We start from the raw sequence: 23,845 nt of genomic DNA, 5'->3' as shown, positions 1-23,845 counted from the left end.
GCCTTATTCGTTATTCACGCTGAATCAGCGTGCAAGCTATAGCTTCCTTTGTACTATTGGGTCACCGTACAGGTGGCAGTTAGACAAATGCCCCGGGTCGATAGAACGCAGCTTGGTTGGTACCTTGGTACACGTTTCATGTACACGGTCACAACGAGCTTGGAAACGACACCCTTCAGGAATCTCTAACAAGTTCAGAGGGTTGCCCGGAATGCCCGCTAGTTTTGTCTTTGGCCCTGTTAGTGGAGGGAAAGAACTACCCAGCCCTTTGGTGTAAGGGTGGTAAGGGTTTTCTAGAATATCTTGAGCATTAGCAACCTCGATAAGCTCACCTGAATACATGATGCCGATGCGGTCAGAGAACTCGACCATCAATGACAAATCATGGGTGATGAACAGAATCGAGAAGCCAAACTCTTCTTTCAGTGCATAGATCTTTTGTAGGATCTCGCGCTGAACAACCACATCAAGCGCGGTCGTTGGCTCATCCATAATGATCAGCTTTGGATTCAATGCTAACGCGATAGCAATAACCAAGCGCTGACGCATGCCGCCAGAGAATTGGTGAGGGTAGTCACTCAATCGGCTTGGGTGAATATCTACGATTTCAAGTAAACCTTCAGCGCGTTGCTTAGCTTGCTCACGAGTCATGTTGGTGTGACGCATAATTACGTCACAGAACTGCTCTTCCATTGGTAATACTGGGTTGAGTGCGTTCATCGCACTCTGGAATACCATCGACATCTCGCTCCAACGGAATGCTTGCATACGGTCATCACTGTATTCAAGGATGTTCTCACCATTGAAGATAACCTCACCACCACTGATGTAAGCGGGCGGCTTATGCAGACGCATAAGAGAGAAAGCAACGGTTGATTTACCACAGCCAGACTCACCAGCTAGGCCGAATACTTCACCTGGAGCAATGTCGAAACTTACGTTGTTACACGCACGAACATCGCCAGACTCTGTGATGTAATCCACGCATAAATTGCGGATAGAAATTAGTGGTTCAGACATGATTATTTATCTCCGCTCCAAAGTGCATTTTGTGGTGGTAGTTCTGGTTCACGTTCTTCTTTGTCTTGTGCTGCTAATTTCTTCCAACGCTTCATGCCTTTGTGAGAACGCAGTTGCGGGTTGGCAATTTCATCGACAGCAAAGTTAAGTAGAGCAAGACCAGTTACAAGTAGTGTCAGTGCGATACAAGGAGCCAATAGTTCCCACCAAGCGCCAATCAGCATTGATGAAGAGGTTTGAACGTTGTAAAGCATGATGCCCCAGCTGATTGTGTTCGGGTCACCAAGACCTAGGAACGAAATCGTTGCTTCCATCATGATTGCGTACATCACCGAACCGATGAAGCTCGCGCCAACGATAGAGATAAGGTTTGGAAGAATCTCTACGAAGATAATACGGAATGAAGATTCACCCAGAACTTCAGCGGCTTTTACAAACTCTTTTTCGCGCAGTGCTAAGGTTTGGGAACGAACAACACGCGCACCCCAAGCCCAGGACATAAAGCCGATAACCAAGGTTATGGTGAGTGGCCCTGCCTCACCGATAAAGGCTGCAACTACGAACAGTAATGGATATTGAGGAATAACCAGCATGATATTCATTGCGGCTGTCAGAACATCATCGACACGTCCGCCAAAGTAACCTGCCGAAACACCGATCACTGTCGCGAGCAAACATACGGTAAGACCCGCACCAAAACCTACAGCAAGAGATACGCGTGCGCCGTATACCACTTGTGACCAAACGTCACGACCCATACGAGTTGTCCCCAGTACGTGGTCTGCCTTCTTAGACATTATCAACGTACGACGATCGTCTGCTAGGTTTTGAGCAACCCAGCCATCAGGGTTAGTTTGTGCAGACTTAACCACGAAGCCAGGGTATTCGTGTGGATTACCTGTACGCTTGTCTGGCACATGTTTTGTGATCAATGGAGCCGCAATAGCACCAAGAATAAAAATACTTAGGATGATGACGCCTGTTAGGGCCATCGGGTTACGCCAAATGAGTTTTAGAATATCTTTCATGATTATTTACCACCCTTACGAAGACGAGGGTCAAGAACAACGTAAAGCATGTCTGCAACTAAGTTAAAGAACAGCATGAATAGCGTCATGATAAGCAGTTGACCTTGCAGTACTTGGTAGTCACGAGCGTTAATTGCGTTGAAAAGTACGCTGCCAAGACCAGGGTAGTTAAAGATGATTTCGATAATCAACTGACCACCGATTGCCATACCTAGTGACATCGAAAGTGCCGTCACACTTGGTAGCATCGCGTTACGAGCTGCGTAGTTGAAAACTACTCGGTTTTCGCTCAAGCCTTTGCCTTTCGCCATGGTGATGTAGTCTTCAGCTAGCAGGTTGATCATGTTGTTACGCATGTTTACTAGGAAGCCACCAATTTGAACAATAGATGCACATAGCAAAGGTAAGAAGGCGTGGAAAGCGACATCTTTAATGAATGCCCAGCTTGTCCAATCCGGAATCGTACCTGCGGTATAGGCGTAGCCGGTTGGGAACCATTTCAAGCCGATTGCGAAGGTAAATAGCGCAATCATGGCAATAACAACTTGAGGAACAGCTTGGAGAATCAGCATCCCTGGAGTTACAAATGCATCGTATTTACTGCCGCGTTTCCATGCTGCGAAAATACCTAGGATTGAACCAATAGAGAAAGAAAGAATAACCGCTGTGCCAGCTAAGAAAAGCGACCAACCGAATGCACCACCCAGCAGTGTATTTACTGAAAGTGGGTAGAATTGGATTGATGTACCAAGCTCCCAGCTAAGAATGTTCTTCATGTACGCCACGTATTGAACTAATAAGCCGCCATCAACGAAGCCTAATAATTCTTTCATTGCAGCAATACGTTCAGGAGTAACTTGAACAGAAGCGTTCGCAAACATCATGGTAACTGGGTCACCAGGCATTGCTCTTGGAATAATAAAGTTTAACGTCGCTGCAACTAATAGCGCGACAAAATAAAATGACAAACGTCTTAAAAAATAACCCATAACTCACACCTTACTCACCCAGATTGTTTCCCTGTTTCTGGATTCAGGTCGCTCCTAGCGAAATTTGGAACGAAAAATCCCCTGACGACTAGCGCCATACTTTCAATTGATAGTGTGGGGATTTTTATAAGCGGCGTAAGAGGTTACGCCGCAAAGATTGAACTATTACTTATTTAACTGGTTTTAGGTCCAGTACATGAAGTAGACGCTCTGGAATACCAGCCCAAATGTTTGGACGGCCTTTTGGATTTTCTTCGTTCCACCAACCAGTGAATCGAGTTGTGTTGTATTGGTACATGTAAGCACCAGACATCACAGGGATTGTTACTTGGTCTGCAGCGATAATTTGCTGGATGCCATGTGCAATATCTAGCTGTTCGTTCTTATCAGCTGTTTTGTAGAAGCTGTTTAGAAGACCATCCAGCTTGTCGTTTTTGTAGAAGTGCATAGCGAAACGAGGCATACCATCACCAGATTGTAGTGATGAGTTGTAAGCACTGTTCCAGTAAGTGTATGGATCCGCACCGTGGAAGTAGTTTGTGTATGCTACGTCGTATGTACCTTCAAGCATTGCTTGGTTGTAAACAGAGAAGTCAGGTGTACGAGCTTTCGCTTTAATACCGATTTCGTTCAGTTGTTCTACCGCTAGTTGAACTGTGTTGTTGAAGTCAGTCCAGCCGTTTGGCGATTGAATCATTAGTTCGAAAGACTTGCCAGATGGAGTGTCAACAAAACCATCTTTGTTTACATCTTTGAAGCCTGCGTCAGCAAGAAGCTTCTTCGCGCCTTCAGCGTTGTAAGTGTTGAAACCTTTGTACTTGTCATGAGTTTTTTCATCAGACCAAGCTTCAAAAGCGTAACCAAGACCCGATGCGAAATCGTTCACAGTACCGCCACCGTAGAATGCGATATCGATGATAGTTTGACGGTCAAGAGCCATAGAGAAAGCACGACGGAATTCAACGTTGCTCAATGCTTCATGCTTTGCAGCATCAGGGTGCTTGAAGTTAACGATGAATGCCTGTGTACCTGCTGGCGGGTACCAGTAGTGGTGTTTCGGGCTAGCTGCTGCGTATGTACGGTCGATATCTGGAACGAAAGAAGATGTCCAGTCCATTTCACTGTTTACAACTTTACCTAGGAACTGGTCGTTGTTCGCAATTTGTGGAACACGTAGACAGTCAACATCTAGGTTGTCAGCATCCCAGTAGTTCGGGTTTTCACACTGAATGTAAAGTTGAGCTGTAAACGTATCGATTTCTGTAAATGGACCAGAACCCACTGGATTTTCATTAGTGAAAGTTGATGGGTCTTTAATGTCTTTCCAGATGTGCTTAGGTACTACTGGTACTTTAGCAATCTCATAAGGTACGTTCGAGTTTGCTTCTGTTAGGCTGAACTTAACTTGGTGATCGTTCAGTTTTTCTACAGAAGTTACCCAAGAGTTGATACCAGACTGGTCAAGCTCTGGCTTCTCTTTTACAAGGTTGAAAGAAAAAACAACATCATCAGCAGAGAAAGTTTCTCCATCAGACCATTTAACACCCTTACGAATGTCGAAAACAACACTCATCAGATCATCTGACATCTTGAAGTTTTCAGCTAGACGGAACACTGGAGTGTTACCGTGCATTTCGTTAAATACTACTAGCGGCTCATACATGAAGTCAGTTGTAGTATGTAGGTTAGTAGCACCAAGGTACGGGTTAAAGTTACGTACGAATGTAGTGTACTCTTTCGGGTGAACGGTCAGTTCGCTGCGTTCTGCAGCAGTTGCTACTGATGCAAAACCTGTTGTAGCAGTTGCAATAATTGCTGTTGCTAGTGCTGTTTTTTTTATATTGGCAAGCATAGCTGTTCCTTACTATTTGCTTTCATTTCGCTAATGGATTGAATGTTATCTGTCGCTAATTGTTTAGTAGATACACACTCTAGTTAAAGGCCTACCTCTTCTTCGTTGCTCCAGATTCATCGTTGATTCTGAGAAGTGGTAAGAGTGGCCTGTAGGCCTTTGGCAGGAGTAAGAAAACACCTTATCGATGAATTAATCAAACTCGTTTCCCGTCAAAAACGTTAAAAACACACAACCCCACGTCATTAACGTCAAAATAGGGCGGATTGATGGTTTTTTGCGCGCAATTGTTAGAGTGATGTGACTCGCAGTTGAATTTGTAGTGATACTTAATTGTTAGTACTTACTTACTTGAGGTTCATTTTATTATAGGGGGTTGTTTGGTTTTGATGTAATTGTAGATCTTGGTCACTTGCTAATTTTACGTTAAATTTCTCTAGAAAATTAAATCTGCCGTTCTGTTGTGACTCGCTTCTCAAACTGCAACAAAGAGTAGGGGGATAGTGAAATTCAGCCAAGAATAAGCTTAAAAATAGCGGTTGAACTAGTGATTGTTTAAGCTTGAGTAACGTGTCATTTTGCTTGTTTAATATCGTGAAAGAAGTGTATTTGAATAGACGTTATTGTGCTTTATCGCAAATGATACTCACAAAAAAGCCCACGCTAGGTGGGCTCCATGATTCACAGTGTTGTGATCTTACTTCAAGGTTAACTAGTCAGTAGTTTCTGTAGTTTATCCCTTAGCATCTCAATATGAGTTCTTTCTGGTGTTTGTTCTTTACAGTGCTCAAGTATGAATTCGATTGAGCTTAGTACCGTTCGCCAGCGAGGCGTTTTCGGTAGGGTTTCGACGCGTAGGTATTTGTCTAGCGTTCGAGTTTGCAGGGTGCTGCGGTCTAAATAGACGCGCCACAACCCACTTTTCTCTGCGAAGGCAAACTTGGTTTCACCAGTAACAGACTCCCAGTAGATGATGGCATTAGTCATGACATCGACTAGTACTTCACGCATCAGTTCTTGTTTGTTTTTACCTTCACCGCTCGCTTTATCAGCAAGGCGAGTAAACTCACCGCCAAGTTCCTTGAGCTGTTGTAGTTTATCTTTGTCACCTTCAAAGGCGTAGCTTGAAAGTGCTTCAACCGCGGTTTCAAGATTATTAACTCGGTTTGAGTTAACACCACCACCCACATTAAAGATATACATTGTGTCGAGCCCTGAGCCTTCAGGTAGCTTAAGGATATCACTTGGTATGCGCTGACGTGTGTCATCTATGTAGATATCAATATCACCACAGTAATGGGCTTGTTCCACTTTAAGATATTTAGGCGCGATTATCTCGTCGGCCATTGAACGCTTGAGTTGTTCTTGCCCACGTCTAAATAGTTTCGCTGCCGCTTCGTTGGCGAAGCGAATACGTTGGTCATCACGAATACATATAATGGCTTCAGGGGCTGATTCTAGTTGTTCTAGCAGTCGACCTTGAGTTTCCAACAGGTTAGCTTCAACCATAGCTCTATGCTTGAGTTCCAGTTGCAGTTGGTCGTTTTCAAGGCGTCTCTGTTCGGCTTTACTTGCTGATAGATGCGCTGTAATTCGAGCGGCCAGTTCTTGTTTGTTGAACGGTTTAGATAAATAGTCATTGGCACCTGCTTCGAAACCTCGAACACGGTCTTCTGCTTGGTTGAGTGCCGTTAGCATGATGATTGGTAACTGTGCATGATCGTATCGCTTACGAAGTGCTTCACAAACCTGATAGCCGCTCATACCTGGCATCATGATATCGAGCAGAAGTAGCTCTGGTTTCTCTTTCTCAATCAGTTCAATGGTTTCAGGGCCGTCACATGCGATACGAACTCGGTAACCTTCCAATTTTAAGAAGCTGTCTAGCACGCGCAGGTTGACTGGCTCATCGTCAGCAATCACTAACAACGGACCATTAGGGTCTTCGTTGATAACACTGTTTTCTTGCTGAGAGTTATCAATTAAATCTGGGGCTTGGAAGTGTGAGTAGCTCCCTGATTCATTGTAACTATCCAATTCTTGTTGGGTAGCTAGAGGTAATGTGAAGCTGAAGGTTGTCCCAAGCATTGGTTGACTACTCACGTACAACGAGCCGCCCATTAGTTCAATGAGCTGACGGCTAATGGATAACCCAAGCCCTGCACCTTGGCGATAGTTACTTGAATCTTGGCCTGCTTGAATCAGTGGTTCAAAGATGTGTTCAAGGTATTCTGCTGGGATACCTTGACCTGTATCGACAACTTGTACACGAATGTTGTCGTCGATAACGCTTGCTGAGATAACAATCTTGCCTTCGGATGTGTACTTGATAGCATTGCCAACCAAGTTATACATGACTTGCTCAAGTCGTTGAGGATCGGATGAAACGAGCCCTAAATCACTCGGCACTTGGTTAATGATACGGATTGGTTTGTTACCTAACAGGTGATGAGATAACTCAAGTACCAAGCTGGTGGCAGCCGACAGGTCAACCGCTGACTTTTTAATGTCCAAGCTGCCATAACGCATTTTGTGATAATCGAGAAGATCATCAACCAATGTTGCCAATCTCTGACCACTATTGATGATGATATCCAGTTGGTATTTCTGGCTGGCAGGAATAGGGCCGTTGGCACCAGATATCAGCGCTTCAGCAATACCAACCATGCCATGCAATGGCGTTCTCAATTCATGTGAGGTGGTGGCTAAGAACTCATCTTTCAGTTTATTGGCCAGTTGCAACTCTTCGTTTTGCTTTTGAATGGTCTTAAGGTTGTCCTCTAGTTCATCGTTTTGGCTCTTGATCAGCTGCATTTTGTCACGAATCGATCGCTGCATTCTTTCGAAACTCACCGCCAAGCGACCTATTTCATCTTTGCGTTCGGTATTGATCATGGTTTCATCAAGATCTCCCGCCGAGACTTTCTCGGCAGCCCACGTCAGTTTAAGTAGTGGGGAAGTGATAAAGTTAGACAGATAATGCGATGCGACAAATACAAGAATGATCGCTGTTAGCATAACGATCACGAAGATCTTTTCTAGCTGATGAATACGAGCAAAGGCTTCTTTTTCTGGAAGTTCCACGACCAAAGCCCATGTTGCGTATTTAAGATCAATAGGAGTGTAGGCTGCGATGATCGCTTGATCTTGAGTGTTATTAAACGTCCCAACGGCTGTTTCACCGGCAAGTGCCTTATCGACAACATCCAAACTCAAATTAATCGACTCTTGTGAGTGCGCAAGGCTGCGAGGCAAGTGATCGTCACCAACCAAAAGGGTTTGAATATTTGAGCGCTTATTTAAATCGGCGATCAGCTTAGTAATGCCGTTAATCGGTAGTCTAAACATCGCATAACTGTGTAGATAGCCCTGTTGTACGATAGGCGCACCTAACCATGCGGTTTGTTTTCCGTCTTCGTCTTTAAAGTCGGAAACAATAACGGGCGTGTAATCTTCGTTGGATTTACGTTTGTCTTTTACGTCTTTTGCTAAGCGTTGAAAGGTAACACCGAGATTTGAATCTTTGTATTTTCCAGTCAGCAAATTGGTGCCGTAATCGTCATATTTAAACACCGAATAAGCCACATTGCCGTTAATATCAACCAATAAGATATCGTCAAAATCGGAGCGTTTAAGCAGCTCTAGGTAAGCGTTATGGTAGCGCTTGTGCAGCAGACGATAACGTTCACTGCCTATAAAGCTGCTGGATTCTGGAAGAATCGATGTTTTAATTTGATCGCCGGAGCCTTGGATGTAGCGTTGCTGAGCATTGCTACGTGCCTCGTCAATATCTAAACCGAGACGCTGGAAGGCGTTAATCAAACCATAAAAGCGTCCGCCACTGGCATTGGCCAATTCTGAGCGAACAAAGCCCATGACTTGGGATTCTTGAGCTTGCAGGTAATCGACAATTTGCTGCTGCTTAGTATCACGAACCGAAACAAGGTGTGAGGTGCTTTGTTCCTGAAGATCCTGACTGTGCGATTGGAGGAAAAATATCGCGATAAGTGTCACTGGTGTAATACTGAGGACAAGAAATGCCAACATTAGGGTATTTTGAAGGCGCTTAAACTTCTGCTTACGATAGAATCTAAACATAAATTGGGTACTACTTTCCTTTGATGTACTGCTAAAAGGGGCGAAAACAAGTACAGAGAATAGAATTAACGGGTTCCAATTTAACGAAATTAACGAGTTTTTTTACTTTGACAAGTAAGTGGTATTTAAAGCGTGTGCAAAAGCTCATTTTTATAGAATTTTGACAAAAACATGAACAGACAGCGCAGATAATGACCCTGCGCTGTGCTAGATAGGTTATTTGTTTGCGTGATAGATCGCGAATTTAGTGGTCTTATTTAGAGTCGCGCATTTTCCAAACGCCTGTTCAATAATTGGAATATATTTTAAGAAACTGTTCGCAACAATAATCATTTCACCAGAACGCTTCAAATGCTTAGGAGCCTGAGCAAGTAAGGTCTCAGTCGCGCTGTAGCTAGTGTCCAAACCTGAATGGAATGGTGGGTTACTGATGATGAACTGGTAGTCTTCTGCAGTATCAGAATAGACATCTGAAGCGAAGACTTTACCCGTTAAACCATTCGCTTCGAGGGTCGCTTGGCTTGATGCGACGGCAAATGCACTGATGTCGCACATTTCTAGATCGATATCAGGGTGACGAGATGCCATTACTGCGCCCAGTACGCCTGCACCACAGCCAAAGTCGAGTACTTTGCCTTTTAGTTTTGGCAGGGTATCCAACAGAAGTTGGCTACCAACATCGAACTGACCGTGACTGAAGACGCCAGGCAGGCTTTTTACCGTCAGAGGTTGTTCATCAATGTTAACTGTGTAGGTCTTAAACCAGTCTTGCAGGTTGAACGCTTGTGGTTGCTCGAAGCATTGACCCCAGTAGAAAGAGCAACGACGAGCTGAATCGTATTTAACGACTTTGCCGTAAGGAGCAAACATCTTCTCGATGCTTTTCACGCCTGAACGGTTCTCACCAACCACGACGATCTCGGTATCTTTGCCTAGCTTGGCAAACAGCATCGCCAACAAAAATTCTGCTTCCGCTTTGGCTTTTGGCCAGTACAGCATCACTAAGTCAGCTTCGGTCTCTTCGGTAAACTCTGAACCGTAAAAGCGTTGGATGCTGCTATAACCTTCAAGCTGACGGTAGTAGCTGTAATTAGAGGTGAATACAGATACAGATTCACAATGCTTGGCTAACTCAACAGGGAACAAGTCTTCTGCCTCACCTGCAACTAAAACATGTTTGCCTTCAAAATAGGCGAGTTGGCGTTGAGCAATCTGGCTTGGGGCAATATAAGCTGACATAGGACACTCTGTTGAATCGTTAGCAAAAAATGAGGGCGGATTTTCGCATAATCCGCCTAAAGCTTGAAGTGTTTAATACTCGTTCGCCAACCAAGTTGCCGAACAGTTGATTAACTCTTGTCTTGTTGGTTTAAAAAGTCCTTAAACTCTTCATCGTAGATGTTGAATAGAACAATGGTAATCGCAAAAATTAGTGGGCCGTAGATAAGACCAATTAGGCCAAACAGTTGAATACCACCCAATAGCGAGAAGAAGATCATTAGGGTATTCATGCCAGCGCTGCCTTGCATTAACAGCGGACGCAACAGGTTATCAATTGAACCAACAATCGCCACACAGTAAACCGTTAGGAAAATCGCCCACGTGGTATCACCAGTTAGGAACAAGTAAGTTGCTGCTGGGATCCAGATTAATGCGGTACCCACAACTGGGATGAAAGAGGCAAAGCCCATCATAGTGCCCCAGAATAGGCCTGGGAAACCGGCAATCCACATACCTAAACCGCCCGCAAAACCTTGTGCTATTGCGGTTAAGAATGAACCCATTACAGCTGATTTCGATACTTGCTCTATCTCTGTTAGAAGTTTGTCTTCTTGGCTACGAGACAGCGGAAGAATATGACGAACCACACTGATGATTTTGTCATGATCTCTTAATAAGAAGAACAGAACAAACAGCATCAAGAAGAAATCCATCAAGAAATTGGTCGCATCACCAAGGATTTTTGCACTGATACCAACCAGTTTTGAGCCGAAGCTGGTCGCAAATTCACCGACTTTCTGTGCGATGGCTTGGGGCTCAATGTTGTCGAAAGGCAGGTAATTATTCACAAACGACAGCGCTTTGACCACTAACGGATGAGCAAACAGAGTCTGAATGCCACCGTGTGTCACCCATTGGTAGGTGTTTTGAGAAAACAAAGAGCCTTGCTGCACAATCGCTGCAAACACGGCTAATAAAGGGATAACAATAATAAAGGTCAAGATTACACATGAAAGTAGCGAAACGACGTTTTCTTTATTAGGGATCTTCTTTTCAAGCCACTCATGGATTGGGAACATCAATAGTGAAATGATAAAGGCCATCACGATTGAGTTGACGTACGGCTCTATAAGCAAGTAACAAGCATAAGCCGCCGCAAGTAGGGCAATGATGATCACCCAGTGGCTAGTATTGATTTTGAGTTTTTCTGACACGTTAATGGTCTCTATATTTGCGTTCTGAGTTTATAATGGCTGCAAAACAGAGAGTTAGCAATGAGGAGTTTTGATTATGGGGTGCTGTAATAAAGATAAGAAATGCCAAGACGAGGAACAGCAAATAAAAAAAGAGATCCCTTGGTTCAGAATGTTCCTTGGTACCTTGATGCTGTTGGTTTTTCTTTTCTGGGAACGTTAATCGCTTTTGGTTCAGCTTTAGCCTTAATTGACGGCTAAAAAACTGTCATATGTGTGGCTAATGAACACCATATATAAAAAAGGGCTGCATTTAATGCAGCCCTAAATTCAATCGGTTAGCGACTTATAAAGTGCTTTCGACTATTTGCTCTCAGCAGCGATGATCGCAAGAGAGCGGTCAGCAGCTTCTAGTGTTGCATCCAGTTCTTTAGAACCATGAGCAAGAGAAGTAAAGCTTGCTTCGAATGCTGAAGGTGCAAGGTAAACACCGTGATCTAACATTAGGTGGAAGAAGCGCTTGAAGCGTTCTACATCACACTTAGTTACATCTTCGTAGCACGTCACAGTTTCTTGATCTGTGAAGAAGAAACCAAACATACCGCCAACTTGGTGAACTAGCATTGGGATGCCGTGCTTGTCAGCAAGTTGCTTGAAGCCTTTTGCCAACTGCTTAGTTTTTGAAGCTAGACGCTTTTCGTTGCCTTCTTCTCGTAGAAGGTTCAAACATGCGTAGCCAGCAGCCATTGCAACAGGGTTACCTGAAAGCGTACCTGCTTGGTAAACTGGGCCCGTTGGTGCGATGTATTGCATCACGTCTTTACGACCACCGAAAGCACCCACTGGCATGCCGCCGCCAATCACTTTACCAAGACATGTTAGGTCTGGCTTGATGTTGTAGTAAGCCTGAGCACAACCTTCAGCAACGCGGAAACCTGTCATTACTTCATCAAAGATTAGCAATGCACCTTCTTGGTCACAGATTTCACGTAGACCTTCGTGGAAGCCTTCGACAGGAGGGATACAGTTCATGTTGCCCGCTACTGGCTCTACGATGATACAAGCGATCTCGCCTTTGTTTGCTGCGAAGATTTCACGAACTGAATCTAGATTATTGAAGGTTGCTGTTAGTGTTAGTTTCGCAAAATCAGCTGGTACGCCAGGAGAGCTTGGTTGACCTAAAGTCAGTGCACCAGAACCTGCTTTTACAAGTAGGCTGTCTGCGTGGCCGTGGTAGCAGCCTTCAAACTTAAGAATTTTGTCACGACCAGTGAAACCACGAGCTAGACGAATCGCACTCATTGTTGCTTCTGTACCTGAGCTCACCATACGTAGCTGTTCCATCGATGGAACCATCTCAGATACAAGTTCAGCCATTTTGATTTCAGTTTCGGTTGGAGCACCGAAGCTAAGGCCGCGTTGAGCTGCTGCAATCACAGCATCACGAATAACAGCGTGGTTGTGACCAAGGATCATTGGACCCCAAGAGCCAACGTAGTCGATATACGCTTTACCATCAGCATCAAAAATAAGTGGGCCGTCAGCGCGTTCAACGAAGATTGGAGAACCACCTACGCCATTGAATGCACGAACTGGAGAGTTTACGCCACCAGGAATAGTTTGCTGTGCTTTTTCGTATAGCTCTGCTGATTTGGTCATTGATATATCCTCTTTTGACTGTCGGACCAATTGGCACGCATTGTACCTATCCACAATCCAAGTAGGAATGCTTTCGCCCAGATAATCACCCGAATCTGGTTGTTTTGTGTGGTTACACGTTTTAATTGCTAGATATTAGCGACTTTACAGCAGTAAAAGGAGCGATCCTGTGGTGAATACTTGAACGTTTCAGTCAGGTATTAGATAATCATCAGAATATAAGAAAATACTCAACAACTATGGTCTCGAATTAGATTTGTATCATGTTGTTTTTGACACAGGTAAGAGAGGTTGTCGTGAGCGAAGTAAATATCCCATTGTCTTTTTCTGATGCAGCAGCTACCCGCGTACAAACGCTGATTGCTGAAGAAGAAAATCCAGAACTAAAACTGCGTGTATACATTACAGGTGGTGGTTGTAGCGGTTTCCAATATGGCTTCACATTTGATGAAAAAGTAAATGATGGCGACACTACGATTGTAAACAGCGGTGTAACGCTGGTTGTTGATCCAATGAGCCTGCAATACTTAATGGGCGGCATGGTTGATTACACTGAAGGCCTAGAAGGCGCACGTTTCTTTGTAAACAACCCTAATGCAACAACAACATGTGGTTGTGGCGCATCATTTAGCGTATAGACTGGCCCGAAAGTTAACTTGAGTTAAAAGTTATCTTGGAAATACTGTAAACGCCGAACTTATGTTCGGCGTTTTTGTTTTTAAGAAAATCATTATATAAAACAGAGAGTAAGCTAATCTATTCAATTCGTTTAGCTTATAAAAATATTTATAATTTCGATGTGTAATATTTGTCGCATCAGTTTGAATTATAGTAAACGCCATATTTTTTAAATTGTCGATAGCGTCCAACTTCGATCGGTGTTGCTCTGTTAAGGTAACTCTTTGTGCATCAGGATGTTGTACATTACGTTGTGCAATAAAATCGCACACCTAAACCACATGGCACAAAAGGATTTGGTATGTCTACTCAATTTTCTGGCTCATCGCTTTCTCAAAAGTTCACGCAGCCTTGGTTAGTTTCACTTGCTCTTGTGATTTTATTGTCGATCTGGCTTGGCTTAGGAGTCGGGCAAGCGGAAGAGTCGCCGGCAAAAAAGTCGACAGAAATTCCGTTGGCAAAGGTATCCTTTCAAACATTCACCTCATCACCGACCTTTAAAACGATTGATCTCTATGGAAGAACGGCGCCCGATCGGCATGCTCGTCTAGGTGCAGAAGTCGCGGGCAAGATTGTCAGATTGAATGTTGTTAAGGGGGATATGGTTAAAGCAGGACAAGCCATTGCCCAGATAGATAAAGGTGATTTAGAGATTCAACTAGAGCGAGCATCTGCGTTATATCGCTTGAAGCAGAAAGAGTTCAAAGCGGCGCAGTCACTGAAGAAAAGAGGTCTGCAAGGTGAGATCGCCTACACCACAGCTGAGGCATCCTTAACTGAAGCAAAAGCCATAATGCGCAATGCGGAGTTGGCTTTAAAAAATACTGTAATTACCTCGCCTTTTTCGGGTGTGGTTCAGGATTTGATGGTCGAATTGGGTGATTTCGTTGGGGTTGGCGATCCAGTCGCGGGCGTGATTGACCTTGATCCTCTGGTTATTGAGGCTGATGTCAGTGAGCGCCATATCCAACACCTGTTAGTCAATCAATCTGCTTTGGTCCGTTTGTTAGGAAGAGAAGAAGCGAAAGGTCGGCTGCGTTACGTCTCTCGAATATCTTCGGCCTCAACCAATACCTTCCCAATTGAGATTGAAATCGATAACTCCGATGGTCTGTTACCTGCCGGTGTCAGTGCTGAAGTAACCCTCAATCTAGAAACAAGAGACGCAATCAAGATAACACCGGCGATGCTGGCATTGGATGAGGCGGGTAACCTCGGGGTCAAAACCTTGGTCTCTGCTAGTGACTCACCAATGGTGAAGTTTGTGGGCATCCAATTAGTAAAGGCAGAACAAGATGGAGTCTGGCTTACTGGGCTAGGCCAACAAGTTGATATCATTACGGTTGGGCAAGGCTTTGTACGTGATGGTGATTCAGTGATTGCTATCGAGCAAAGTACTGAACTTTCTAAAGCGAAAGCTGAGTAGGAGATAGCCGATGTATTCAATTATTGATGCAGCCTTGTCTCGTGCACGAACAATGCTTTCGTTATTGGCGCTAATTCTTGTCGCAGGTGCAGTGACTTACATTACGATACCCAAGGAGTCGAGCCCCGATATTACCATCCCAATTATTTATGTTTCTGTCGGGCACCAAGGGATCTCGCCAACGGATGCAGAACGTTTATTGGTTCGACCTATTGAGCAAGAGCTTAGGTCAATCGAAGGCGTAAAAGAGATGACAGCAACCGCAGCAGAAGGGCACGCCTCTGTGGTGTTAGAGTTTAATGTTGGCGTCGATCTTACCAAGGCGATGGCGGATGTGCGCGATGCTGTCGATTTGGCCAAACCCAAGTTGCCAGAAGACAGCGATGAACCGACCGTAAATGAAGTAACACTCGCATCTGAACAACCAGTTTTGTCTGTTGTGCTATTTGGTACTGTTCCCGAACGTACCATTGTGCAAATTGCGCGAGAGGTTGGAGATAAATTAGAAAGCTATCGCCAAATTCTAGAAGTGGATATTGCAGGCGATCGTGATGACATCGTTGAAATCATCGTTGATCCGTTATTGATGGAAAGCTATAGCCTAGATCAAGCGGATATCTATAACCTGATCGCCTTGAATAACCGAGTAGTAGCGGCCGGTTTTGTTGATACGGGTTACGGGCGTTTTTCTGTCAAAGTCCCTTCTGTGTTTAACTCCTTAAAAGACGTACTTGAGTTGCCAATCAAAGTGGATGGTAAACAGGTCGTGACCTTTGGCGATGTGGCTACGGTTCGCCGAGCGTTTCGAGATCCTGAAAGCTTTGCCCGTTTAGATGGCAAATCCGCGGTTGTCTTGGATATAAAGAAGCGAGCGGGTGAAAACATCATTGAAACCGTTGAGCTAGTCAAGGCAGTAATGGCAGGTGCTCAGCAGCAAGCTGAATGGCCAAATAACCTTTTGGTCAAATACACTTGGGATGAATCTAAAGATGTGAAGATCATGCTCAACGATCTGCAAAACAATATCTTATCCGCCATCATTTTAGTGGTGATCGTGATCATCTCCATTCTTGGTGTTCGAACCGCTCTATTGGTCGGAATTTCAATTCCTGGATCGTTCCTCACGGGATTGTTGGTGTTGTCTGTGTTTGGTCTAACCGTCAACATCGTGGTGCTGTTCTCTTTGATCATGGCAGTGGGTATGTTGGTCGATGGCGCAATTGTGGTTACCGAATTTGCCGACAGGCGAATGCAAGAAGGTGAAGGGCGTAAAGCCGCTTACAGAGATGCTGCGAAACGTATGGCGTGGCCAATAACGGCATCAACGGCAACGACCTTAGCTGCGTTTGCTCCGTTACTGTTTTGGCCAGATGTGACGGGAGAGTTCATGAAGTTCCTACCATTAACATTGATTGCCACGTTAACTGCTTCATTGATTATGGCGTTGCTGTTTGTTCCAGTTCTAGGCGGCTTGATCGGTAAGCCTCAATACGTTTCCCCTAAAAACCAAGCTCGAATGGTAGCACTACACAATGGTGACTTCTCACAAGCAACAGGTTTAACTAAAGCGTATTACCAGACACTATCGATTGCTATTGAACATCCGTTTAAGATTCTTGTTAGTGCGATTGTATTATCTATCGCAGTTGGTTTTACCTACTCAAAGGCAGGGCTCGGTGCAGAGTTTTTCCCAGAGGTTGACCCTCCATTCTTCAACGTTAAAGTTCGATCTCATGGTGATCTGTCTATTCAAGAAAAAGATTTGATCATGCGCGATATTGAACGAAAGATGCTCAATCATGATGAGTTTGACACGGTTTACACACGTACTGGCGGTGATGACCAGATTGGTTTGATATCGATTACTCCCGTTGATTGGCAATACCGCCGCAGTGTTAAGGCGATCATTGAAGAGTTAAAGGTGCAAACCGATCAATACGCTGGTGTTGAGATTGAATATAAGTTTCCAGATGCAGGGCCTCCGGTTGAGAATGACTTAGTGATTGAGCTTTCGGCCAAGACACCAGAGCAGCTTAATCAAGCGGCAAAGATCGTCAGAAACTGGGCGGATGGTAATCAAGCACTGACCAATATCAGCGACACTGCAAGCAAAGACGGGATCGACTGGAAGGTGGATATTCGCCGAGATGATGCTGCGCGTTTTTCGGCTGATGCTACCTTGGTGGGTAATACCGTTCAGTTTGTGACTAATGGATTAAAGATCGGTGATTACCTTCCTGATGATTCATCAGAAGAGGTCGATATCTTAGTGCGTTACCCGAATGATAAGAGAGACATTGGCCGCTTTGACCAGTTAAGAGTCAAAACACCGGCTGGTCTTGTTCCGATTACCAACTTCGCGCAGATTATTCCCGACCACAAGCAAGACACGATTAAGCGTCTTGATGGAAAGCGTGTGGTGAATATCATGGCGGATATGGAAGAGGGCTATAACCTTGCGCTTGAACTGCCGAAGATCGAGCAAGCGTTAAGCGAGTTGGGCTTACCGAGTAGCGTTGAGTTCCGTATCCGAGGTCAAAATGAAGAGCAAGAAAATTCTTCTGCTTTCTTACAAAGTGCTTTCTTAGTCGCTTTGGCGGTAATGGCTTTGATTCTGATTACTCAATTTAATAGCTTCTACCAAGCATTTTTGATTCTTAGCGCGGTGTTGTTCTCAACGGTTGGCGTGTTTGTTGGTTTGCTTATCTTCCAACGTCCGTTTGGTATAGTGATGTCTGGTATTGGGGTGATTGCATTGGCCGGAATTGTGGTAAACAACAATATCGTGTTGATTGATACCTATAACCAACTGATAAAGCGCGGCTTGGAGAAGCGAGATGCGATTCTCAGAACGGGAGTTCAGCGTTTAAGGCCAGTAATGCTGACCACGGTTACCACCATTTTAGGCTTGATGCCTATGGTGTTGGAGATGAACATCGATTTGATTAACCAAAAAATTGAGTTTGGTGCACCGAGCACGCAATGGTGGTCGCAACTCGCTACGGCTATTGCTGGAGGTTTGGCATTTGCAACGGTACTAACCTTGGTGCTGACGCCCTGTTTGCTGATGCTAGGGCGAGATAATAAACCCGATATACTCCAAAGCAACGACGATGAACGATAAGTACAGGTTCGACGGAAATAAAAAAGAGCGCCTTGGTGGGCGCTCTTTTCGTTGGCTTATAGGGTTCTTAACCTAATTAGTCGCGAGCAACTGGCCGTATCGCTCAAGGTTATTCAGTCGAATCTCTGAGTTCGCAATAAATGTTGCTTTTGCTTTACCTGTTAACGACTTAGATTGAGGCAATTTCACGGTTCGCGCATTTTTATGTACACCATTGACCAAAAATTCATAGTGTAAGTGCGGGCCTGTCACTCGACCTGTACCACCCAAGGTACCAATGGTTTGGCCTTGTTTTACGCGCTGGCCAGCCTTAACCATGCGTCGCTTCATGTGCAGGTACTTGGTGATGTAGGTGTTGCTGTGTCGAATGAACACGTAGTTACCATTAAATTGGTTGTAACCTGATTTCTGAACGATGCCGTCACCGGCCGCCCAGATAGGTGTACCTACAGGGGCTGCGTAGTCTGTACCTCGATGAGCTCGAACCTTGCCTGTTACTGGGTGTTTTCTGTTTGGGTTAAAATTCGATGTTACACGACGGAAATCAATCGGTGAGCGTAGAAAGGCTTTCTTCATTGCGCGACCGTTCTCATCGAAATAGTTGCCACTCTTATCATCCAATACCGCAGTAAACGAATCACCTTGGTTTTTGAATACAGCCGCCATAATCTTACCGCGGCCAATCACTTCACCTTCTACTACTTTCTCTTGATACAAGATTTTGAAGCTGTCATTTTTACGAATATCCAATGCAAAATCGATATCCCAACCGAAGATCCCCGCCAATTCCATAATTTGGTTTGCAGTTAGGCCTGCACTGACGCCTGCATTCCAGAAGTTAGAGGTGATGTTGGCTTCGGCATAATTGTATTGGTAGGCCACTTCTTTTTTGTCGAGGCTAGAGGAGAATGAATCACCAGACTTAGTGATCTTAAAGCTTTCAAACGCACTAAGTTGTCGTTTTAATTGAATAAGGTCGTTGTTTTCATCGAAGCCGAACTGTAATACGTCGCCAGGTCTTAGATTTGATAGCTGTTTCTTAATATCATTGTTGGTATTGAGTAGGGTGATTAACAGGCGGTATGAGAGGCCAATTCGCTCGAATAAAACCGAGGTACTTTCACCTGAACGAACGGTATATCTCTCCCAGCTAAGCACAGCTGTTGGCGGAGCATCACTCGAACTCACAAGCGCCGATGCATTGATCGTGAGTGGGTAATGTTTCCCCACCACTAAAGCGCCCGTATCGTCACGTAAACTGCTGACATCGGGTAGTAAGAAAATCGCGACGAAAATTACGGCACTAAAAAATGCGATAAAAGCCCGGTGCAAAATAGGAAGGCGTGCAAAAATAGACAACATGTTCCGGTTCGTTCAGTAAATATTATGAAAATAGACGACGGAATAGTGTAACTGGTTTCAAAATACATCGCTATTCAAGTAAGATGTCTAATTATTATATTTTTGCCAAATCTGTGGGAGTGAACAAGAATGGCGAGTATTGAAGCTGCACTAGCCGAGATCAAACGTGGCGTAGAAGAACTGATTCCAGAAGACGAACTGATTGCTAAATTAAAAGAAGGTCGTCCTTTACGCATTAAACTGGGTGCCGATCCAACTGCTCCAGATATCCACCTAGGCCATACGGTTATCTTTAACAAGCTTCGTGCTTTCCAAGAGCTTGGTCATGAAGTGACATTCCTTATCGGTGATTTCACTGCAATGGTTGGTGACCCATCGGGTAAGAACTCAACGCGTCCACCGCTAAGCCGTGAAGACGTATTGAAGAATGCTGAAACTTACAAAGAGCAAGTATTCAAGATTCTAGACCCTGCGAAAACGCAAATTCGTTTCAACTCTGAGTGGCTATCTGAGCTTGGCGCTGAAGGCATGATTCGTCTTGCTTCTAACCAAACTGTTGCTCGTATGCTTGAGCGTGATGACTTTAAAAAGCGTTACGCTGGTGGTCAACCGATCGCAATCCACGAATTCATGTACCCACTTCTACAAGGTCACGACTCTGTTGCACTAGAGAGTGATGTTGAGCTTGGTGGTACTGACCAGAAGTTTAACCTTCTTATGGGTCGTGAGCTGCAAAAAGCAGCAGGTCAAAAACCACAAGCGGTACTGATGATGCCATTACTTGTAGGTCTAGACGGCGTTAAGAAGATGTCTAAGTCTGCGCACAACTACATCGGTATTAGCGAAGCACCAAGCGAGATGTTTGGTAAGATCATGTCTATCTCTGACGATCTAATGTGGAGCTACTACGAGCTACTGTCTTTCCGTCCACTTGAAGAAGTTGCGGAACTGAAAGCTGGCGTTGAGGCGGGCAAAAACCCTCGTGACGTTAAAGTACTGCTAGCGAAAGAGATCATTGCTCGTTTCCACAGTGAAGCGGATGCTGAAGCGGCTGAGCAAGAGTTCGTTAACCGTTTTGCTAAGAATCAAGTACCAGACGAAATGCCTGAATTCGAATTCGAAGCAGGCTTACCGATTGCTAACGTTCTAAAAGAAGCGGGTCTTGTAAACTCTACTTCTGATGCGATGCGTATGATCAAGCAAGGTGCTGCTAAGCTTGAAGGCGAGAAGATTGAAGACAGCAAATTCGTACCTGAAGCAGGTACTGCAGTTTACCAAGTAGGTAAGCGTAAGTTTGCTCGTATTACTATTAAGTAATAATGCACATCAATAATTGAACAAAAGGCATCCACGGATGCCTTTTTTATTGACACAAAGTTGACGAAGTTTTTGAACGTGCATTGCTACACTATGCGCGCTGTCATATTGACAGTAATTCTGGAGATTTTTATGAACAATACCGACCATCCTCCTAGTTTGAATGGAGAAGAATAACCTGTCTCGGTATTGATCTATTGTCCTGCCGTTCAGGTAGGGTATCTTTGTTTTCCCCCTCATTCTTTTCCACACACTAGATTCTAACAAGTAGACACATTAGCGCTTTAAGCTCTTGGTGCACTTAGCTATACGCTCCTGATATACGGGCTATACGCTCTTGATACACGAGTTAAATGCTCTTGGTGTACTCGCTATAAGCTATTTGTTTTGATGGTCGTTACCTTTGCCAATCGGGAGATTCGCCATGACGGTAATGAACAACACTTTTTTATCTATTGAAGCTCTGTACTCAGAGAAAGACATCCAAGCTGTATCTAATGCCTTTCAACAGTACGGACGTGAGCAACAAATTAACCTTTTGAACCGTATGCCACTTGAAGATGCGGTGTTAGTACTTGGGCAATGCTCTCTTAGTACGATTCAGACTTTACTTAGTGAGCTAGAAGAGCAGGGCTTTGAGAAGCGCTCTCGACATCTAGCTCACCAACTAGGGCTGATCTACTCAGAGGTTGAACCTCAACAGGGTTACCTTTCAACTGGAGTGCTTAGCCATGTTAGGCAACGTATCGGTTGGATTATTGCATTAGCGCTGCTGGGTATTGTCTCTGGGCTTATCATTGCTCAGTATGAAGACATTCTTAGCCAGCTAGTACTTCTGGCGATCTATATGCCGGTAATCGCTGCTGCGGGTGGTAATACAGGCACACAAGCGGCGACTTTGGTCATCAGAGCTCTAGCTACTGGTGAATTGAAGAAACGCCAGTGGGCGAACGTTCTTTGGAAAGAATTTAGAGTCGCGATTTGCTTAGCACTTGCGATTGCCTTGGTGATGATAGGCCGCATCTTACTGTTCAGTGACAACCAATCAACGGGTGGCTACGACATTAATATGATTGCTTACGCGATTGCTGTCGCTCTGTTTATTCAAGTGACAATATCAACCGTGCTAGGTGCTGGATTGCCAATTGTTGCTCGGTTATTCAAATTAGATCCTGCGGTGCTGGTGAGCCCAGTCCTCGCTTCAATAGTCGATATTTCAGGGATGTGGATTTATTTTACAGTCGTTAACTCATTCCTCGGTATCGCTTAGCTCCTATAAAAATAGGCACCTATAAAAATAGCTAAAAACACCTTAGAAACAAAAATGGCGCTGAAGATCATACGATCTTCAGCGCCATTTTTATTGTTTAAGTAGAAGCTTACAGAGAGCTAAACATTACTTAGATTTGCTTTGTGTTTGACTGAATTCGACCACACCTTTGTAGAAAGCTCGTTCAAACTGGGTGATTGGTGCTTCTACAGGTTTTTCTGGATCTTGCTCTTTAGGGAAGTAATCACGGACAAACTGTACAAACAGAGAGTTTGGATTGCCCGCTTTATCTAAACCAAAACCTGCCATGTTGTAGCTACCGTACAAAGACCCACTTTTCGCAATAATATTACCTTGGATTGGTGCTTTTCTCATACTCTGACGGTACTTGAGCGTTCCATTAGTGCCAGATATAGGCATAGCCTCAATCAGGTTGAGCTGTTTGTCGTTATCCCAGATGTAACGCAGAACCTGAGCCATAGTTTGCGAGGTCATGCGATTATTCCTCGATAACCCTGAGCCATCAACCAACTGTGCTTTGTTTAGGTCAATGTTGGCCTTGGTCAGTAATATCTGTTTTATCGCTTCGGTGCCGTTATTGAAACTACCAGGCTGGACATAAAACGTTGCACCCAGTGTTTTGGTCAGGTTGTCTGCGATTAGGTTGTCTGATTTCTTCAACATGGTATCGAGCAGTTCAGGAAGCTTTTCAGAATGGTGGCTCGCGACTAACGTAGTTTTGTCTGCTTTAGCTTTTTTACCAACAATCACATCGCCTTTAACTTGGATTTTCAGCTCTTTAAGCAGTGAGGTCACGACTTGATAGGTATAAAGCTCGGGGTTTTGAATCGCAAACTTGAGTGGTAGTGGTTTCTTACGCTCTACTAAGCAACCAGAGAGCTTGTAAGCGTTGTCTGGAGTGGTAATGAGCTCTAAGTCGCATTGTGTCGCCTTCTGCCCTGAGCGAGTTACGGTGGTTGCGATGGTTGTCACGTCTATCGGATAGTGGGCGGGAATATAGACTCGAGTGCTGCCGTTATCTTTTGTATAAATAGAGGCTTGTGCGCAGTTACTGTCTAACGTCATCGCGCTAGAAGGTGCGCTGTAACAAACGCCTAGAATGTCCCAAGGCCACCCCACCGCTCGTTGATAGCCCGTATAAGCTGAGTTATCGAGATACAGGTTACCGTTAATAGTTTTAGATTGTGATTTAGCATATTGAGCTAAAAGCCTTTTTAACTGCTCTCGTTGTAGCGTTGGGTCACCGCTGAATGAGATCACAACATCTTTATTAGAACGAGCTATGCTGGTCGTATAGTGAAAGTCATCCCCCAATTCCAACTTTGCTGCCAAAGCGGTGACCAGTTTTAAGGTGCTGGCTGGTGGATAAAAACCATCAATGTTGATGCTTATTTCATTTGAATCACCACTCAAGGATTCCAAGATTAGACTTGTGCTACTGCCATCAGGCAGTTTATTTAAAGGGGCGTAGGCGAAAGTGGTAAGTGAGTAACTACCAAGTGATAAGCCACATAGAAGTAGAGTGGATAGAAGGCGCATAGAAGATTTTTTCTTGGATGGCTGATGTTTTTAGTATACAGATATAAA

At 44.4% G+C, this 23,845-nt stretch carries 15 protein-coding genes; 5 read left to right on the top strand and 10 right to left on the bottom strand.

Going from position 1 to position 23,845, the window contains the following annotated elements:
- Positions 1 to 36 precede the first annotated feature (36 nt).
- The 8 genes from L8S15_RS05020 to hemL form a co-directional block, all read right to left on the bottom strand.
- Positions 37 to 1,020, bottom strand: a complete 984-nt coding sequence (locus L8S15_RS05020; RefSeq protein WP_009847564.1) for an ABC transporter ATP-binding protein — start codon at positions 1,018 to 1,020, stop codon at positions 37 to 39.
- A 2-nt stretch (positions 1,021 to 1,022) separates the two neighbouring features.
- Positions 1,023 to 2,048: an ABC transporter permease gene (locus L8S15_RS05015; RefSeq protein ID WP_009847563.1), complete on the bottom strand. Its 1,026-nt coding sequence runs from the start codon at positions 2,046 to 2,048 to the stop codon at positions 1,023 to 1,025.
- 2 nt (positions 2,049 to 2,050) lie between these two features.
- On the bottom strand, positions 2,051 to 3,037 hold the full coding sequence (locus L8S15_RS05010; RefSeq protein WP_010436046.1) for an ABC transporter permease: 987 nt from the start codon (positions 3,035 to 3,037) through the stop codon (positions 2,051 to 2,053).
- Positions 3,038 to 3,206: 169 nt separating this feature from the next.
- Complete coding sequence (locus L8S15_RS05005; protein WP_016768984.1) at positions 3,207 to 4,889, bottom strand: ABC transporter substrate-binding protein; 1,683 nt, start codon at positions 4,887 to 4,889, stop codon at positions 3,207 to 3,209.
- A 708-nt stretch (positions 4,890 to 5,597) separates the two neighbouring features.
- On the bottom strand, positions 5,598 to 8,987 hold the full coding sequence (locus L8S15_RS05000; protein ID WP_280572052.1) for a response regulator: 3,390 nt from the start codon (positions 8,985 to 8,987) through the stop codon (positions 5,598 to 5,600).
- A gap of 216 nt (positions 8,988 to 9,203) precedes the next feature.
- Positions 9,204 to 10,226 carry a 16S rRNA (guanine(1207)-N(2))-methyltransferase RsmC gene (gene rsmC / locus L8S15_RS04995; RefSeq protein ID WP_010436055.1) on the bottom strand — a complete coding sequence of 341 codons (1,023 nt, stop codon included), beginning with the start codon at positions 10,224 to 10,226 and terminating at the stop codon, positions 9,204 to 9,206.
- A 110-nt stretch (positions 10,227 to 10,336) separates the two neighbouring features.
- Complete coding sequence (locus tag L8S15_RS04990; protein WP_009847558.1) at positions 10,337 to 11,422, bottom strand: AI-2E family transporter; 1,086 nt, start codon at positions 11,420 to 11,422, stop codon at positions 10,337 to 10,339.
- 342 nt (positions 11,423 to 11,764) lie between these two features.
- On the bottom strand, positions 11,765 to 13,060 hold the full coding sequence (gene hemL / locus L8S15_RS04985) for a glutamate-1-semialdehyde 2,1-aminomutase (RefSeq protein ID WP_010436060.1): 1,296 nt from the start codon (positions 13,058 to 13,060) through the stop codon (positions 11,765 to 11,767).
- 296 nt (positions 13,061 to 13,356) lie between these two features.
- Here hemL and erpA point away from each other — a divergent pair, with 296 nt between their 5' ends.
- The 3 genes from erpA (at position 13,357) to L8S15_RS04970 (ending at position 18,288) form a co-directional block, all read left to right on the top strand.
- Positions 13,357 to 13,698, top strand: a complete 342-nt coding sequence (erpA, locus tag L8S15_RS04980; protein ID WP_004734539.1) for an iron-sulfur cluster insertion protein ErpA — start codon at positions 13,357 to 13,359, stop codon at positions 13,696 to 13,698.
- Positions 13,699 to 14,039: 341 nt separating this feature from the next.
- Positions 14,040 to 15,164 carry an efflux RND transporter periplasmic adaptor subunit gene (locus L8S15_RS04975; RefSeq protein WP_010436065.1) on the top strand — a complete coding sequence of 375 codons (1,125 nt, stop codon included), beginning with the start codon at positions 14,040 to 14,042 and terminating at the stop codon, positions 15,162 to 15,164.
- Between the two features lie 10 nt (positions 15,165 to 15,174).
- On the top strand, positions 15,175 to 18,288 hold the full coding sequence (locus L8S15_RS04970) for an efflux RND transporter permease subunit (protein ID WP_016793796.1): 3,114 nt from the start codon (positions 15,175 to 15,177) through the stop codon (positions 18,286 to 18,288).
- A 72-nt stretch (positions 18,289 to 18,360) separates the two neighbouring features.
- On the opposite strand, the gene L8S15_RS04965 is transcribed toward L8S15_RS04970, so the two are convergent.
- Positions 18,361 to 19,650: a peptidoglycan DD-metalloendopeptidase family protein gene (locus tag L8S15_RS04965; protein WP_010436072.1), complete on the bottom strand. Its 1,290-nt coding sequence runs from the start codon at positions 19,648 to 19,650 to the stop codon at positions 18,361 to 18,363.
- Between the two features lie 129 nt (positions 19,651 to 19,779).
- Between L8S15_RS04965 and tyrS the strand changes: the two genes are divergently transcribed.
- Both tyrS and L8S15_RS04955 read left to right on the top strand, forming a co-directional pair.
- Positions 19,780 to 20,967 carry a tyrosine--tRNA ligase gene (gene tyrS, locus L8S15_RS04960; RefSeq protein ID WP_004734518.1) on the top strand — a complete coding sequence of 396 codons (1,188 nt, stop codon included), beginning with the start codon at positions 19,780 to 19,782 and terminating at the stop codon, positions 20,965 to 20,967.
- Positions 20,968 to 21,391: 424 nt separating this feature from the next.
- Entirely contained in the window at positions 21,392 to 22,237 is an 846-nt protein-coding gene (locus L8S15_RS04955) for a magnesium transporter (RefSeq protein WP_016768990.1), read from the top strand.
- Positions 22,238 to 22,363: 126 nt separating this feature from the next.
- Here L8S15_RS04955 and dacB read toward each other — a convergent pair whose 3' ends face one another.
- Positions 22,364 to 23,797 carry a serine-type D-Ala-D-Ala carboxypeptidase gene (gene dacB, locus L8S15_RS04950; RefSeq protein WP_016798221.1) on the bottom strand — a complete coding sequence of 478 codons (1,434 nt, stop codon included), beginning with the start codon at positions 23,795 to 23,797 and terminating at the stop codon, positions 22,364 to 22,366.
- Positions 23,798 to 23,845: the final 48 nt, after the last annotated feature.

Origin of the sequence: Vibrio sp. S/42/10 (assembly GCF_029890535.1) — a bacterium.
GTDB classification, from domain to species: Bacteria; Pseudomonadota; Gammaproteobacteria; order Enterobacterales; family Vibrionaceae; genus Vibrio; species Vibrio cyclitrophicus.
Note: the sequence above shows the minus strand (reverse complement) of the source record. Positions and strands in the feature narration are given on the sequence as shown.